10 protein-coding genes are annotated in these 15,132 nt (G+C 61.2%); 8 read left to right on the top strand and 2 right to left on the bottom strand.

The genetic code is table 11. From position 1 onward, the window contains the following. Positions 1 to 115 precede the first annotated feature (115 nt). The 7 genes from ASD95_RS18940 to cmoB all read left to right on the top strand — a co-directional run bounded on the left by ASD95_RS18940 (position 116) and on the right by cmoB (position 9,874). Positions 116 to 1,498 (top strand): carbohydrate porin, encoded by a 1,383-nt coding sequence (locus ASD95_RS18940; RefSeq protein ID WP_056721159.1) that lies wholly within the window; start codon positions 116 to 118, stop codon positions 1,496 to 1,498. 214 nt (positions 1,499 to 1,712) lie between these two features. After that, positions 1,713 to 4,124: a glucose/quinate/shikimate family membrane-bound PQQ-dependent dehydrogenase gene (locus ASD95_RS18935; RefSeq protein WP_056721161.1), complete on the top strand. Its 2,412-nt coding sequence runs from the start codon at positions 1,713 to 1,715 to the stop codon at positions 4,122 to 4,124. 216 nt (positions 4,125 to 4,340) lie between these two features. Next, complete coding sequence (gene lon, locus ASD95_RS18930; RefSeq protein WP_056721163.1) at positions 4,341 to 6,758, top strand: endopeptidase La; 2,418 nt, start codon at positions 4,341 to 4,343, stop codon at positions 6,756 to 6,758. A gap of 216 nt (positions 6,759 to 6,974) precedes the next feature. Further along, positions 6,975 to 7,367, top strand: coding sequence for a protease inhibitor I42 family protein (locus ASD95_RS18925; RefSeq protein WP_056721165.1), 393 nt, complete (start codon positions 6,975 to 6,977; stop codon positions 7,365 to 7,367). A gap of 2 nt (positions 7,368 to 7,369) precedes the next feature. Beyond that, positions 7,370 to 8,011, top strand: coding sequence for a lysoplasmalogenase (locus tag ASD95_RS18920; protein ID WP_056721167.1), 642 nt, complete (start codon positions 7,370 to 7,372; stop codon positions 8,009 to 8,011). A 130-nt stretch (positions 8,012 to 8,141) separates the two neighbouring features. Beyond that, complete coding sequence (cmoA, locus tag ASD95_RS18915) at positions 8,142 to 8,921, top strand: carboxy-S-adenosyl-L-methionine synthase CmoA (RefSeq protein WP_177336452.1); 780 nt, start codon at positions 8,142 to 8,144, stop codon at positions 8,919 to 8,921. Beyond that, positions 8,918 to 9,874: a tRNA 5-methoxyuridine(34)/uridine 5-oxyacetic acid(34) synthase CmoB gene (gene cmoB, locus ASD95_RS18910; protein ID WP_056721170.1), complete on the top strand. Its 957-nt coding sequence runs from the start codon at positions 8,918 to 8,920 to the stop codon at positions 9,872 to 9,874. Before cmoA ends, cmoB begins: the two co-directional genes overlap by 4 nt. A gap of 45 nt (positions 9,875 to 9,919) precedes the next feature. Here the strand turns inward: cmoB and tadA are convergent, their stop codons facing one another. Together tadA and ASD95_RS18900 are read right to left on the bottom strand one after the other, a co-directional pair. Further along, a complete protein-coding gene (gene tadA / locus ASD95_RS18905; RefSeq protein WP_056722278.1) occupies positions 9,920 to 10,417 on the bottom strand; it encodes a tRNA adenosine(34) deaminase TadA in 498 nt (165 codons plus the stop codon). Further along, positions 10,417 to 11,793 carry a multicopper oxidase family protein gene (locus tag ASD95_RS18900; RefSeq protein WP_056721172.1) on the bottom strand — a complete coding sequence of 459 codons (1,377 nt, stop codon included), beginning with the start codon at positions 11,791 to 11,793 and terminating at the stop codon, positions 10,417 to 10,419. Before ASD95_RS18900 ends, tadA begins: the two co-directional genes overlap by 1 nt. A gap of 256 nt (positions 11,794 to 12,049) precedes the next feature. Between ASD95_RS18900 and ASD95_RS18895 the strand changes: the two genes are divergently transcribed. Next, positions 12,050 to 15,007: a membrane-targeted effector domain-containing toxin gene (locus tag ASD95_RS18895; RefSeq protein WP_056721174.1), complete on the top strand. Its 2,958-nt coding sequence runs from the start codon at positions 12,050 to 12,052 to the stop codon at positions 15,005 to 15,007. The last annotated feature ends 125 nt before the right edge of the window (positions 15,008 to 15,132 follow it).

Raw genomic sequence — 15,132 nt, 5'->3', positions numbered from 1 at the left:
ATTTGTAACAGAACATTATCCTTGCACCCCGCTGCCTGCTGAAACGCTTCTGCTTTCGCTTCACGCCTGCTGCTTTCCGTTTATCCCCCAGAAAAAGATCAAGAACTCCGTCTCTATGCCTGACTTTAAATCTTTGCGAGACAGCGCTGTCTTTGCAACTGCTGCCCAGCGAAACATCCTGCCCCTGATCGGTGGCCTCACCGCGCTGGGCCTTGCCTCCTGCGTTCAGGCGGCACCTGCCTTCGATAGCGATTCACCGTGGATGCTCGGTGACTGGAATGGCACTCGCACAGAACTCGCGGAAAAAGGCTACGACTTCAAAGTCGATTACACCGGTGAAATGGGCAGCAATCTTCACGGCGGCTACGACCACGACCGCACGGCGCGCTACAGCGACCAGTTCGGCCTGGGCACTCACCTGGACTTGCAGAAGATCCTCGGCTGGGACGACGCCGAGTTCCAGTTGACCATCACCGAACGCAGCGGCAACAACATCAGCAACGACCGCATCAACGACCCGCGTGTCGGCGGCTTCACCTCGGCCCAGGAAGTCTGGGGCCGCGGCCAGACCTGGCGCCTGACGCAGATGTGGTACCAGCAGAAATTCCTCGATGAAAAACTCGACATCAAGGTCGGCCGATTCGGCGAAGGCGAAGACTTCAACAGCTTCCCCTGCGACTTCCAGAACCTGGCGTTCTGCGGTTCCCAGGTCGGCAACTGGGCGGGCGACATCTGGTACAACTGGCCGGTCAGCCAGTGGGCGATGCGGGTCAAATATCACCTGACGCCTGAGCTTTATGCACAGGTTGGCGCGTACGAACAGAACCCGTCGAACCTTGACCGCGACAACGGCTTCAAGCTCAGCGGCAGCGGCACCCAGGGCGCGGTCGTGCCGGTGGAGCTGGTGTGGACGCCGAAACTCAACGGCCTGCCGGGTGAATACCGCGCCGGTTACTACTACAGCAGCGCCAGCGCCACCGACGTCTACAAGGACAGCAATGGCCAGCCTGCCGCCCTGAGCGGCGAAGCCTACCGCAGCGCGTCGAGCAAACACGGCGTGTGGCTGGGTCTTCAGCAGCAAGTCACCAGTATCGCCAGCGACCACTCCCGTGGCCTGAGCCTGTTCGCCAACGGCACGATGCACGACAAGAAGACCAACGCCATCGACAACTACGTCCAGGCCGGCCTCGTCTACAAAGGCCCGTTCGACACGCGCACCCGGGACGACATCGGCTTTGCCATGGCCCGCGTCCACGTCAACCCGGCCTATCGCAAGAACGCCGAGGCGACCAACCAGGCCAATGTCGTCTTCGACTACGACAATCCGTCCTACCTGCCGCCCCAGGACACCGAATACAGCGCCGAACTCTATTACGGCGTGCACGTGACCCACTGGCTGACCGTGCGCCCGAACCTGCAATACATCCGCCATCCCGGTGGCGTGAACGAGGTCGATGACGCGCTGATCGGCGGGATCAAGGTCCAGTCCTCGTTCTAAAAAACACCACAAAACCCTGTGGGAGCGGGCTTGCTCGCGAAGGCGTCATCACAGCCAACATTTGTGCTGCCTGAACCACCGCTTTCGCGAGCAAGCCCGCTCCCACAAGGGATTGCGTGAACCCAACAGCTTTTATCTGAACCACGCCCGCGCCGGATCGTCATCTACAGTGAACTTGCGCGGGACTCTATGAAACATCACGGAGAATCACACTATGAGCACTGATAGTGCCTTGGGTCGAAGCCGTCTGTTGCCGACCCTGCTCGGCATCCTGCTTCTACTGATGGGCCTGGCCATGCTGGCCGGGGGAATCAAGCTGAGCATGCTCGGCGGCTCGCTGTATTACCTGCTGGCCGGTATCGGCATCGCGCTGAGCGGTGTCTTGCTGATCGCCGCCCGTCGTGCGGCGCTGGGCCTGTACGCACTGGTGCTGTTCGCCAGTACCGTTTGGGCGCTGTGGGAAGTGGGCCTGGACTGGTGGCAACTGGTGCCGCGCCTGGCGCTGTGGTTCGCCCTCGGTGTGGTGATGCTGCTGCCGTGGTTCCGTCGTCCATTGCTGATCAACGGCCCTGCCCCCATGGGCACCGGCGCCTTGGGCGTGGCCGTGGTCCTGGCAGGCGCCACCGCCGTGGCCAGCCAGTTCACCCATCCGGGCGAGACCTTGGGCGAACTGGGCCGCGATACCGCAGACATGACCAGCACCGCGCCGCAGATGCCCGAAGGCGACTGGCAGGCCTATGGCCGCAGCGAATTCGGTGACCGCTACTCGCCGCTCAAGCAGATCACCCCGGCCAACGTCGGCAAGCTGCAAGAAGCCTGGCGTATCCAGACCGGCGATCTGCCGACCGCCGATGACCCGGTGGAACTGACCAACGAAAACACCCCGCTCAAGGCCAACGGCATGCTCTACGCCTGCACGGCCCATAGCAAGGTGCTGGCGCTGGACCCGGACACCGGCAAGGAACTGTGGCGTTTCGACCCGCAGATCAAGAGCCCGGTGGGCTTCAAGGGCTTCGCCCACATGACCTGCCGTGGCGTGTCGTACTACGACGAAGCAGCCTACGCCAAGTCTGAAAACGCTGCTTCGGCAGTGATTTCCGAGGCCGGCAAAGCCGTCGCCCAGGCCTGCCCGCGTCGTCTGTACCTGCCAACCGCCGATGCACGCCTGATCGCACTCAATGCCGACACCGGCAAGGTCTGCGAAGGTTTCGGTAAAAACGGCGTGGTTGACCTGACTCAAGGCATCGGACCGTTCACCCCCGGTGGCTACTACTCCACCTCGCCGGCAGCGATCACCCGTGACCTGGTGATCATGGGCGGCCACGTCACCGACAACGAGTCGACCAACGAGCCATCCGGCGTGATCCGTGCCTTTGACGTACACGACGGTCATCTGGTATGGAACTGGGACAGCAACAATCCCGACGCGACCGAACCGCTGCCAGAGGGCGAACACTACAGCCGCAACTCGGCCAACATGTGGTCGCTGGCCAGCGTCGACGAAAAACTCGGCATGGTCTACCTGCCACTGGGCAACCAGACCCCTGACCAGTGGGGCGCGAACCGCACCCCGGGCGCCGAGAAGTTCAGCGCCGGCCTGGTCGCACTGGACCTGGCCACCGGCAAGGTGCGCTGGAACTACCAGTTCACTCACCATGACCTGTGGGACATGGACGTCGGCAGCCAGCCAACCTTGCTGGACATGAAAACCGCCGACGGCATCAAGCCAGCTGTGATCCAACCGACCAAGCAAGGCAGCCTGTACGTCCTCGACCGTCGTGACGGCACGCCGATCATCCCGATCAAGGAAATCCCGGCTCCGCAAGGCGCCGTGAAAGGTGACCACACCGCGCCGACCCAGGCCCGTTCGGACCTGAACCTGCTGGCCCCGGAACTGACCGAAAGAGCCATGTGGGGCGCCAGCCCGTTCGACCAGATGCTGTGCCGCATCCAGTTCAAGGAACTGCGCTACGAAGGCCAGTACACCCCGCCGTCGGAACAGGGCAGCCTGATCTATCCGGGTAACGTCGGCGTCTTCAACTGGGGCGGCGTTTCGGTCGACCCGGTTCGCCAGATGCTGTTCACCAGCCCGAACTACATGGCCTTCGTCTCGAAGATGGTGCCTCGCGCCGAAGTCGCGGCCGACAGCAAGCGCGAAAGCGAAACCGCAGGCGTGCAACCGAACACGGGCGCCCCTTACGCGGTGATCATGCACCCGTTCATGTCGCCGCTCGGCGTGCCGTGCCAGGCTCCGGCCTGGGGCTACGTGGCCGGCATCGACCTGACCACAGGCAAAGTCGTGTGGAAACGCAAGAACGGCACCAGCCGCGACAGCTCGCCATTGCCTATCGGCCTGCCACTCGGCGTGCCAAGCATGGGTGGCTCGATGGTCACCGCCGGCGGCGTCGGCTTCCTGAGCGGCACGCTGGATCAATACCTGCGCGCCTATGACGTCAACACCGGCAGCGAGCTTTGGAAAGCGCGCCTGCCGGCTGGCGGTCAGGCTACGCCGATGACCTACACCGGCAAGGACGGCAAGCAGTACGTGCTGCTGGTCGTCGGTGGCCACGGCTCACTGGGCACCAAGATGGGTGACTATGTGATTGCGTACAAACTGTCCGAGTAAGTTTTCGCGGCAGTAAAACCAAAGGCGACGCCCGTGAGGACGTCGCCTTTTTTGTGCCACATCGCCCTCCCACATTTTGACCGCGCACGGCCATGGTTCAGCTAACCTGTCTCTGCGCTGAACACGCCTTCGAAACACGGCATTGCAGAAAATGACCGTTGAAACCACCGCCAACCTGCCCCATCTAAGACCCATACCCATTGCGCAGGTACCCCCATGAGCGACCAGCAGGAATTCCCCGAAGACCCGAGCGAATACGCCGATCCGGAAAACGCCACACAGCACAAACCTGGTAAAGGCCTGGCCCTGCCTGGCCAGAACCTGCCGGACAAGGTCTACATCATCCCGATTCACAATCGCCCGTTCTTCCCGGCCCAAGTGCTGCCGGTCATCGTCAACGAAGAACCGTGGGCCGAAACCCTGGACCTGGTGGCCAAGTCCGAACACCACTCCCTGGCCCTGTTCTACATGGACACGCCCCAGGAAGACCCGCGCCACTTCGACACCTCGGCCCTGCCGCTCTACGGCACCCTGGTCAAGGTGCACCACGCCAGCCGCGAAAACGGCAAGCTGCAATTCGTCGCCCAGGGCCTGACCCGCGTCCGCCTCAAGACCTGGCTCAAGCATCACCGCCCGCCGTACCTGGTGGAAGTCGAATACCCGCACCAGCCCACCGAGCCGACCGACGAGGTCAAGGCCTACGGCATGGCGCTGATCAATGCGATCAAGGAACTGCTGCCGCTCAACCCGCTGTACAGCGAAGAGCTGAAGAACTACCTCAACCGCTTCAGCCCCAACGATCCGTCGCCGCTGACCGACTTCGCCGCCGCGCTGACATCGGCCACCGGCAGCGAGCTGCAGGAAGTGCTCGACTGCGTGCCAATGCTCAAGCGCATGGAAAAAGTCCTGCCGATGCTGCGCAAGGAAGTCGAGGTCGCGCGCCTGCAAAAAGAGATTTCCGCCGAAGTTAACCGCAAGATCGGCGAACATCAGCGCGAGTTCTTCCTCAAGGAACAACTCAAGGTCATCCAGCAGGAGCTGGGGCTGACCAAGGACGACCGCAGTGCCGACCTCGAACAGTTCGAGCAGCGGCTGGTGGGCAAAGTCCTGCCGACGCAGGTGCAGAAACGCCTCGAAGAGGAAATGAACAAGCTGTCGATCCTCGAAACCGGCTCGCCGGAGTATGCGGTGACCCGCAATTACATCGACTGGGCGACCTCGGTGCCCTGGGGCGTGTACGGCGAGGACAAACTCGACCTCAAGCACGCGCGCAAGGTGCTGGACAAACACCACTCTGGCCTGGACGACATCAAGGACCGCATCCTCGAATTTCTCGCAGTCGGCGCTTATAAAGGCGAAATCAGCGGCTCCATCGTGCTGCTGGTCGGCCCGCCGGGCGTTGGTAAAACCAGCGTCGGCAAATCCATCGCCGAATCCCTGGGCCGGCCGTTCTACCGCTTCAGCGTTGGCGGCATGCGCGACGAAGCCGAGATCAAGGGTCATCGCCGCACCTACATCGGCGCACAACCGGGCAAACTGGTTCAGGCGTTGAAAGACGTCGAAGTGATGAACCCGGTGATCATGCTCGACGAGATCGACAAGATGGGCCAGAGCTACCAGGGCGACCCGGCCTCGGCACTGCTGGAAACCCTTGATCCGGAGCAGAACGTCGAGTTCCTCGACCACTATCTGGACCTGCGGATGGACCTGTCGAAGGTGCTGTTCGTCTGCACCGCCAACACTCTCGACTCGATCCCTGTCCCGTTACTGGACCGGATGGAAGTGATTCGTCTGTCGGGCTACATCACCGAAGAAAAAGTCGCCATCGCCAAGCGTCACCTGTGGCCCAAGCAGCTTGAGAAAGCCGGTGTGTCCAAGGGCAGCCTGAGCATCACCGACAGTGCGCTCAAGGCGTTGGTCGACGGTTATGCCCGTGAAGCCGGCGTGCGCCAGCTGGAAAAAAACCTCGGCAAACTGGTGCGCAAAGCGGTGATGAAACTGCTCGACGACCCAAAGGCGGTGATCAAGCTCGGCCCGAAAGACCTCGAAACGTCCCTCGGCAAACCGGTGTTCCGCAACGAGCAGGTGCTGTCGGGTGTCGGCGTGATCACCGGCCTTGCCTGGACCAGCATGGGCGGCGCCACCTTGCCGATCGAAGCCACGCGCATCCATACCCTCAACCGTGGCTTCAAGCTCACCGGGCAGTTGGGTGACGTGATGAAAGAGTCGGCGGAAATCGCCTACAGCTACGTCAGCTCGCACCTGAAGTCCTTTGGCGGCGATCCGAAGTTCTTCGACGAAGCCTTCGTTCACCTGCACGTGCCGGAAGGCGCCACCCCGAAAGACGGCCCGAGCGCTGGCGTGACCATGGCCAGCGCCCTGCTATCGCTGGCGCGCAACCAGCCGCCGAAAAAAGGCGTGGCCATGACCGGCGAACTGACGTTGACCGGCCATGTACTGCCGATTGGCGGCGTGCGGGAAAAAGTGATTGCGGCGCGGCGGCAGAAGATTTTCGAACTGATTCTGCCGGAGGCCAACCAGGGCAATTTCGAGGAGCTGCCGGAGTATCTGAAGGAAGGCATTACCGTGCACTTTGCCAAGCGCTTTGCGGATGTGGCGAAGGTGTTGTTCTGATGCTCGTGTAGCGCCTGTACTGCCGTCTTCGCGGGCAAGCCCGCTCCCACAGGGATTGAGGGTGCACACAAGTTTTGTGACCGACTCAATTACCTGTGGGAGCGGGCTTGCCCGCGAAGGCGTCAGTCCTGACACCACTGTCCAGGCTGACTGTCACACTTTGTCTCATCTCGGTTATGCTCGCCGTTCGTCGTGAACGCCGGAGCCCCTGAATCCATGTCCCCCATTCGCCTGCTTGCCCCCCTCGCCCTCGCCTTGCTGGCCGGATGCGCCACGCAACCTGCACACAACGTGACCGTGGAAAAACAAAGCGAATGTCCGGTGCGGCTCAGCAACGGGCAAAACCTGATCCTGACCCTGCCTAGCAATCCGACCACGGGCTATCGCTGGGCGATCCAGGATTCGGCCGGCGGCGTACTGCACCCCCTGGGGCCAGAGGTTTATCGAAATCCGGAAGATGCCGGCATCGTCGGCGCGGCCGGGGTCTCGACCTGGCGCTTTCAGGCTTTTGCGCCCGGCAGCGGGCGTTTGCGTTTAACTTCGCAACAACCATGGGCGCCGGAAGTGCTGCCGGTGGATTCGTTCGACTGCGCGATCTCGGTCAACTGACCGTGGGCTGGCTGATTCTGGCGCTGATGGGCGCGGTGACCTTCCTTTATGGCTTGAGCGTGCATGCGTCATTGCTGTGCCTGCTGGTCAAGCCGCTGCCGGTGTTGGCCCTGCTCGGCTGGCTGCACGACGCAGCGCCCGGCGAATATCGGCGCTGGATCAGCCTGGGGTTGATTTTTTCCCTGGTCGGCGATGTGTTGCTGGCCTGGCCGGGGGATTTGTTTGTGTTTGGGCTGGGCGCGTTTCTGGTCGCGCATCTGGCTTATCTCAAGGCTTATCTGAGCGATTGCCGACGCCTGGCCGTGCTGCCGCTGGTGCTGGCCCTCGGTGTCGGCGCCGTCTTGCTGGGGATTCTGATTTCCAACGGCCTCGGCCCATTGCTGGTGCCCGTGATTGTCTATGGCACGGCGATCAGCGCCATGCTCTGGCGCGCCCTGGCCCGACTCGGGACCGACGTGCCCAAGCGTTCGGCGCTGCTGGCGGCGGCGGGCGCAGTGGCGTTCGTGTTCTCCGACAGCGTGATTGGCATCAGCCGGTTTGTGGCGCCGTTTGATGCGGCGCCTTATGTGATCATCCTCAGTTACTGGCTGGGGCAATGGGGTATCACTGCCTCGGCTTTCAGCAAAAAAACGCAATCAGCATGAGAAAAAGATCGCAGCCTGCGGCAGCTCCTACAGGGATCGCATTCCCAGGGTAGGAGCTGCCGCAGGCTGCGATCTTTTGATTTGGCGGTTTATCAGACAACCCGCGCATCCCCGCGCCAACTTGGCTAAAATGCCGGCCTTTTCCAACTACACCGCTGGAACCGCCGTGAGCAAAGAACCCGATCGCCTTTTCGCCCAGCCTTTGGCCCAGGTGCCTGACTTCGCCTTCAACGAAGACGTGGTGCGGGTGTTCCCGGACATGATCAAGCGCTCGGTACCGGGTTATCCGACCATTGTCGAAAACCTCGGCGTGCTCGCTGCCCAGTTCGCCCAGCCCAATAGCGTGTTGTACGACCTGGGCTCGTCCCTGGGGGCCGTGACCCAGGCCCTGCGCCGGCATGTGCGCACCGACGGTTGCCGCGTCATTGCTGTGGATAACTCCGCGGCCATGGTCGAACGCTGCCGCGAGTACCTCAACGGGCAGGATTCGATGTTCCAGGAGTTGCTGCCGGTGGAAGTGATCGAGGGCGATATCCTCGCGCTGGAGTTCCAGCCGGCCTCGGTGGTCGCGCTGAACTTCACCCTGCAATTCATCGCCCCGGACCAACGCACGGCGTTGCTGTCGCGCATCCGTCAGTCGCTGTTGCCCGGTGGTGCGCTGATCCTCTCGGAAAAACTGCGCTTCGAAGACGAGCAGGAGCACGCGTTGCTCACCGACCTGCACATTGCCTTCAAACGCGCCAACGGCTACAGCGAGCTGGAAATCGCCCAGAAGCGCAGCGCCATCGAAAACGTCATGAAGCCCGACAGCCTCGAAGAACACCGCGAACGCCTGCTGGCCGCCGGGTTCTCGAAAGTCGTGCCGTGGTTCCAGTGTCTTAACTTTGCCTCGTTGATTGCCTTGCCATGATTGATCTGTCTCCCCTCGCCCGCCGTCTGGCCGGTACTCCGCTGGCCGATTGGGCCAACACCCTGCAAGCGCAACTCGACAAGAAAATGGAAAAGGGCCACGGCGACCTGGAGCGCTGGCAAAGCGCGCTGGACGCCCTGCCGAAGATCCAGCCGAGCGAAGTCGACTTGCTCAATGGCTTGAAACTGGACACCGATTGCGACGAAGAAACCCGCGCACAGATGCGCACCGCGCTGATGGGCCTGTCGCCATGGCGCAAGGGGCCGTTCGACCTGTTCGGCGTGCACGTCGACACTGAATGGCGCTCGGACTGGAAATGGTCGCGGGTCGCCCCGCACCTGGACCTGAAGGGCAAGCGCATCCTCGATGTCGGCTGCGGCAACGGCTATTACATGTGGCGCATGCTCGGCGCCGGCGCCAACAGCGTGATCGGTGTCGATCCGAACTGGCTGTTCTTCTGCCAATTCCAGGCGGTACAACGCTACCTGTCCGAGCCGAATGCCTGGCACCTGCCCTTCCCGTTCGAAGACCTGCCGCCGAACCTCGAAGGTTTCGACACAGTGTTTTCCATGGGGGTGTTCTACCACCGCCGTTCGCCCATCGAGCATTTGCTGGCGCTGAAGGATTGCCTGGTCAAGGGCGGGGAACTGGTGCTGGAAACCCTGGTGGTCGAAGGCGACAAGCATCAGGTGCTGGTACCGGAAGACCGCTACGCGCAGATGCGTAATGTGTGGTTCCTGCCGTCGGTGCCGGCGCTGGAGCTGTGGCTGCGCCGTGCCGGGTTCACGGATGTGAAGTGCGTGGACGTCAGCACCACCACGGTCGAGGAACAGCGCGGGACGGAGTGGATGAAGTATCAGTCGCTCAGTGATTTCCTCGATCCAGAGGATCACAGCAAGACCGTTGAAGGGCTGCCGGCGCCGATGCGGGCGGTGATTGTGGCGCGTAAGTAAACCCCAATCCCCCGATCAACGGAGATCAAAATGTGGATACGGTGTTCAGTCTGCAGGTTTTGCGCGCCGGGCCTTGAAGAATTCGCTGAGCACCGCCCCGCACTCCTGCGCCAACACCCCGCCTTCATACAACACCCGGTGATTCAAAAATCCCTGGGTAAAGAACTGCCCCTGGCTCTGCACAATCCCGGCTTTCGGCTCCAGCGCCCCGTACACCACCCGCGCAATCCGCGAATGCACGATCAGGCCTGCGCACATGCTGCACGGCTCCAGCGTCACATACAGCGTGCTGCCCGGCAGGCGATAGTTGCTAACCGCCTGGGCGGCGGCGCGGATGGCGACCATTTCGGCGTGAGCGCTCGGATCGCTGCCAGTGATCGGACAGTTGAAGCCGCGACCGATGATCTCTCCATCTTGCACCAGCACCGCGCCCACCGGCACTTCGCCTAGGGCTGCGCCTTGGGCTGCCAGTGCCAGGGCCTCACGCATGAATTCGCGATCACGGCTGCGGTCGATGATGGCGGCGGGACGAATCTGACGCATCATGCCACCTCGATGGCGGCCATCAGGCCGGTTTCCATGTGGTCGATCACATGGCAGTGGAACATCCAGACACCCGGGTTATCCGCCACCAGCGCTACCTGCGCGCGCTCGTTCTTGCCCAGCAGGTAGGTGTCGGTGAAATACGGAATGACCTTGTGCCGGTTCGAGGCGATGACCTTGAAACTCATGCCGTGCAGGTGAATCGGGTGCTGGTACTGAGTCATGTTCTTCAATTCGAAAATGTAGCTCTTGCCTTTCTCGAGCCTGGCAATCGGGCGGTCGGCGCAGGTCTTGTCGGTGATGTCCCAGGCCTTGCCGTTGATCTGCCACAGGCTCGGCGGCTTGCCGTTGTCGACGTTGACCGACACCGAACCAACCCATTCGAAATTGAAGTTGAGTTTCTCGGCATTGGCCAGGTCCGGCTCGGCAATCGGGTTGGCCGGCAGTGCCGGCGGCCACTCGGTCGGCGCATCGGTGTTGGCCACCGAACGGAACGTGCCCAGGCGCACCGGGCCGTTGCGCAGCGACAACTCCTCACCGGCCGGCGGGGCCTTGATCGCCAGGCAAATGCGCATGCCCGGACCAAGCCAGTATTCCTTGCCCAATGGTCGTGGCTCGATCGGGTTGCCGTCCAGCGCATAGATCTGCGCTTCGACGCCGGGAATGTTCAGGCGATAAGTCAGGGTGTTGTCGAGGTTGAGCAGGCGTACACGGGTGATCTGCCCGGCCGGCAGGTCGATCACCGCTTGCGGCACGCCATTGATGGTCGCCAGGCGCCCCGCCGTACCGCCACGGGCCGCTTCACGGGGGATGCTGAACTCGACGAAATTACCGACGTCGTCGACATGCCAGCTCTTGAGGCTCAAGGTCTTTTCATACTTGAACCCGGTCGGCTCGCGTTCCTCGATGATCAAAGGGCCGACCAGGCCACGACCGAGCTCCTCACTGCTGTTCACATGCGGGTGATACCAGTAGCTGCCGGCATCCGGCACGCGGAATTTGTAATCGAAGTATTCACCCGGCAGCACCGGCAATTGCGACACGTAAGGCACACCGTCCATTTCCAGCGGCAGGCGGATGCCGTGCCAGTGAATGGTGGTGGCGACCGGCAGATGGTTGATGAAGCGCACCCGCAGCCATTCACCCTGGCGCACCCGCAATTCGGTGCCCGGCGCCGACGGACCGAAGGCCCAGGCCAGGGTCTTGTGCCCCGCTACCAGTTCGACGTCCAGCGGCGCCGCGATCAGCTCGTAGTCGTGGCCCGCCTCGGCGTCAGCCATCTTGCCCAGCCAGTAACGCGACGCGCCCCCGGCACCGACACCAACGACAACAAGACCGGCCAGGCCACCGAGGATTTGGCGACGGGTAAACGACATGAACTCAACTACCTCACGTTTCAGCGACAGGCCCGGGGGCCCGCAAAAGGCGAATACGATACACCCGCAGTTGTGAAAGAAACAGCAAAGAGGGCGCGGCGGCGGGCCGCAGCGGGACCGCAATCTGTTCGGCACCTCCTCTGACAGCACCGATCCATCAATACCTGACACCGTGCGCCGTCATTCCTACAGATCCGGCTGTAGTCCGCGGGCATAGTGCCGACTTCAAACCCATCTATTTCTCAAGGAGAGAGAAATGAATTCTTCAGATACAAACTCACAATTCCTACTTCCCAACCCCGAGGACGTGCAGGCCCTCAAAGACCTGGTGATTCCGTTCGTGGAAGCGTGCCCCGACATGCACGACATGGCCCATATCGAAGCCCAGGGCATTCTCGACAAGTACGGTATCCGGCACATCGATCCGGACCGGATCTGGTGGCACCGTTTCGACAACACCTCGGTGACCAGCACCAAGGCCTTCCTGTTCTGGGAACACTACCCCAAGCCCATTGAGTCGCTGACTTTGCCGCAGTTGGTGATCCAGCGCTTTCAAGCCCATGACCAGGACAACGCCGACCTGCTGGACAGTGACGGCGGTTTCTACAACGAGGGAGCGAACGCCCGGATCTACAACGAAACCAACGAAGTGAAGATGTATCCGAGTAAGGTCATCAAGGACCTGTGGCGCATCAATTTTCACGACCGCTACTGGGACAAGATGAGCGCCTTCTGGCGCCGGCATTCGGACAACTTCCGAACCCTGGCCAAGCTCAACTTCATTTCCAAGGCGCTGGAGGAACACGACGGCTCACGCCTGAGCAACGAGAACCTCAAGACCGTGCTCAAGGCCGTGGCCGGCCATCTCTCCTGGCCCATCACCCTCGATTTGCTCCACGCCCATGAGCCGCCTGCCGAAGGGTTGCGGGTCGCGCCGTTGTACATCGGCAACTACCGTGCCTGCGACATACTGCGCATCATCGACCGCCAGGGTCGGCAGATCCTGTATACACCTGGCGAAACAGATGCCTTCCATGTGTTCGAAACCTCCCATGACCTGCACTGGTGGCTGCTGTGCCAGAACAATCACCCGGACAATCGCGCCCGGTTCATGGCGCACTTTCCACTGTCGGCGCAACAACAGGACGGCGACAACGTCGGCCTGAATCACACCATCGACCTGTTGTATTCGACCTGGGGCAAATACGACAGCAGCCTGTTCGATCAGGACGCACCTGACATCAACGTTGACACCTTCAGCTGGATCCGTGACTCGGTCAGGGAGCGTATGTTCGACGATGCCGATCTGTCCCTGCGCTCCAATGGCGACCTACGGGAAAAAATGTGGGTCGGCTACCTGAGCACCGTCACCCGCCTCTTTGGGGCCATGGCCGTGGCGGGCTGGCCGGTGGCCCTGGCGGCCGTCGGCGCCGGCCTGGCCAACATCGGCCTGAACATCGACCAGGCCGTCAACGGGAAGAATGCCCAAGATCGCAAGGCCGGTGTGCTCGGCGCCATCTCCAGCAGCATCGAAACCCTCTTCAATGCACTGGCGCTCGGCGGCTCGGCCGAAATAGCGGAGGTCGATGAAGCCAACGATGAGTTCACCCCCCAGGAGAACCTCGCCGACGAAATCGAACACCCCACTGGCGCCCCGCCGAAAATCACTGTCGCCGCCCCTGGCCGGGCCTATGTGCTGGAAGGTGAAAACCCGCTGGCTCCGTTCGAGACCAATGAAGTACTCGATGGGATGGAGGTCGTGGCCGACGAAGGCCAATACCGCAACGTTTACCAAACACCAAGAGGCGAAAATTACATCCGAATCGACAATTCCTACTACCTGGTGCGCTACGTCAACGAAATGAAGACCTGGGTGATCATCGACCCCGCCAACCCGTTTTCTTTTTTCCGCAACCTGCCGGTTCGCTTGAACGCCGAGGGTGAATGGGAACTCCTGACCCGGCCCGGGCTGTATGGCGGCGGTAAAATTTTCGGACGCTGGCCATGGGGGCGGACGCCAGATCCTTTGCCCGACGTAGCCAGCCCCAGCACTATCTATGATGTACCCCAGGCGTTACGGTCCGAGTTGATGCCATTCGTCACTGACGTAAACGCAGACAAAGAACTCAGTGACGCATACGACGACATTCTTAATCCCGACAGCGCTCTCATGCAGTTCAAGGCCCTGAGAAAAACCCTGTATCGAGACGCTCAGGCCTACTATCAAAACCTCCCGGAACTCCCTCCCAGGCCGACCATTCCGACCTTTGGCTCGGTGAGCCGAACCAAGGACATCATCGAGACGCTGTTCGAAGAGTCACCCGCCCTGGTAGTCGGCGAAAGCCACTCCAGTATTGGTAGCAAACAGTTCTTGATTGAGAACATGGAAATACTCAGCAAACAAAAGGTTAAAACCCTGTACATGGAGCATCTGCTCAACGACTTCCATCAGGCGGACCTGGATGTTTTCAACAAGAGCGGCGTAATGTCGAAAAGCCTGAAAAGTTACCTGAAGAACCTCGATGCAGGTCATTTCACCGATCCCTCTGGCCGATTCACCTTTATGAAGGTGATCAAGGCCGCGCAGAAAAACCACATTCGTGTGCAGGCGATCGACTGCGCCGCCAGCTATCGCGTCGATAACATGTTCGAGGTAACTCACGCCCACCGGCAAAAAATGATGAATTACTTTACCAAGATCATCATCGAAGGTGACCAGGCCGCCAAAGGCCCTCATCGCTGGATTGCACTGGTTGGCAATACCCACTCCAATACCTGGGAAGGCGTCGCGGGTGTCAGTGAACTGGAAGGTGGCATCGGACTGCGGGTAAAAAGTGCCGAGATCGCCCAGCCCACGAGCATTGAGCCAGATCCGGGAGAATCCGGAAGCAGCGGTACGGACACCACCGTATACATCGTCAAGAACGACCTGCTCCTGAAAGTGGAATCCCCCGAGCTTGCCAGGGAACTGGTACTCGAGGCTGCACTCAATCAACCGGGCATGCTCAGCATCGAGAAGTACGGCAACCAGCTCGAATTGGTTCACCGCGCCCGCGACGGCTCACTGGTACGCACACTCATCCACGCCGACGCCACAGGCGTGTACATCGAGCGCCCACAGTGGGGCAGCATCAATTGCAAGCGATTTGCCAGCCTGGCCGACCTTTCGGATGCACTGCGCCGCAACGGCTTGAAACCCACACGCATCCCCTGAAACGCAAGAAGCCCCGGGTCTCTCGACCCGGGGCTTCTTGGCATAATCGATTTGAGCCTGGCTTCACAGGCTCATACGATCATTCCCACTCTATTATAAATAACATACCAAAACCTATATGCATC

Origin of the sequence: Pseudomonas sp. Root71 (assembly GCF_001429045.1) — a bacterium.
Classification (GTDB): Bacteria; Pseudomonadota; Gammaproteobacteria; order Pseudomonadales; family Pseudomonadaceae; genus Aquipseudomonas; species Aquipseudomonas monachiensis.
Note: the sequence above shows the minus strand (reverse complement) of the source record. Positions and strands in the feature narration are given on the sequence as shown.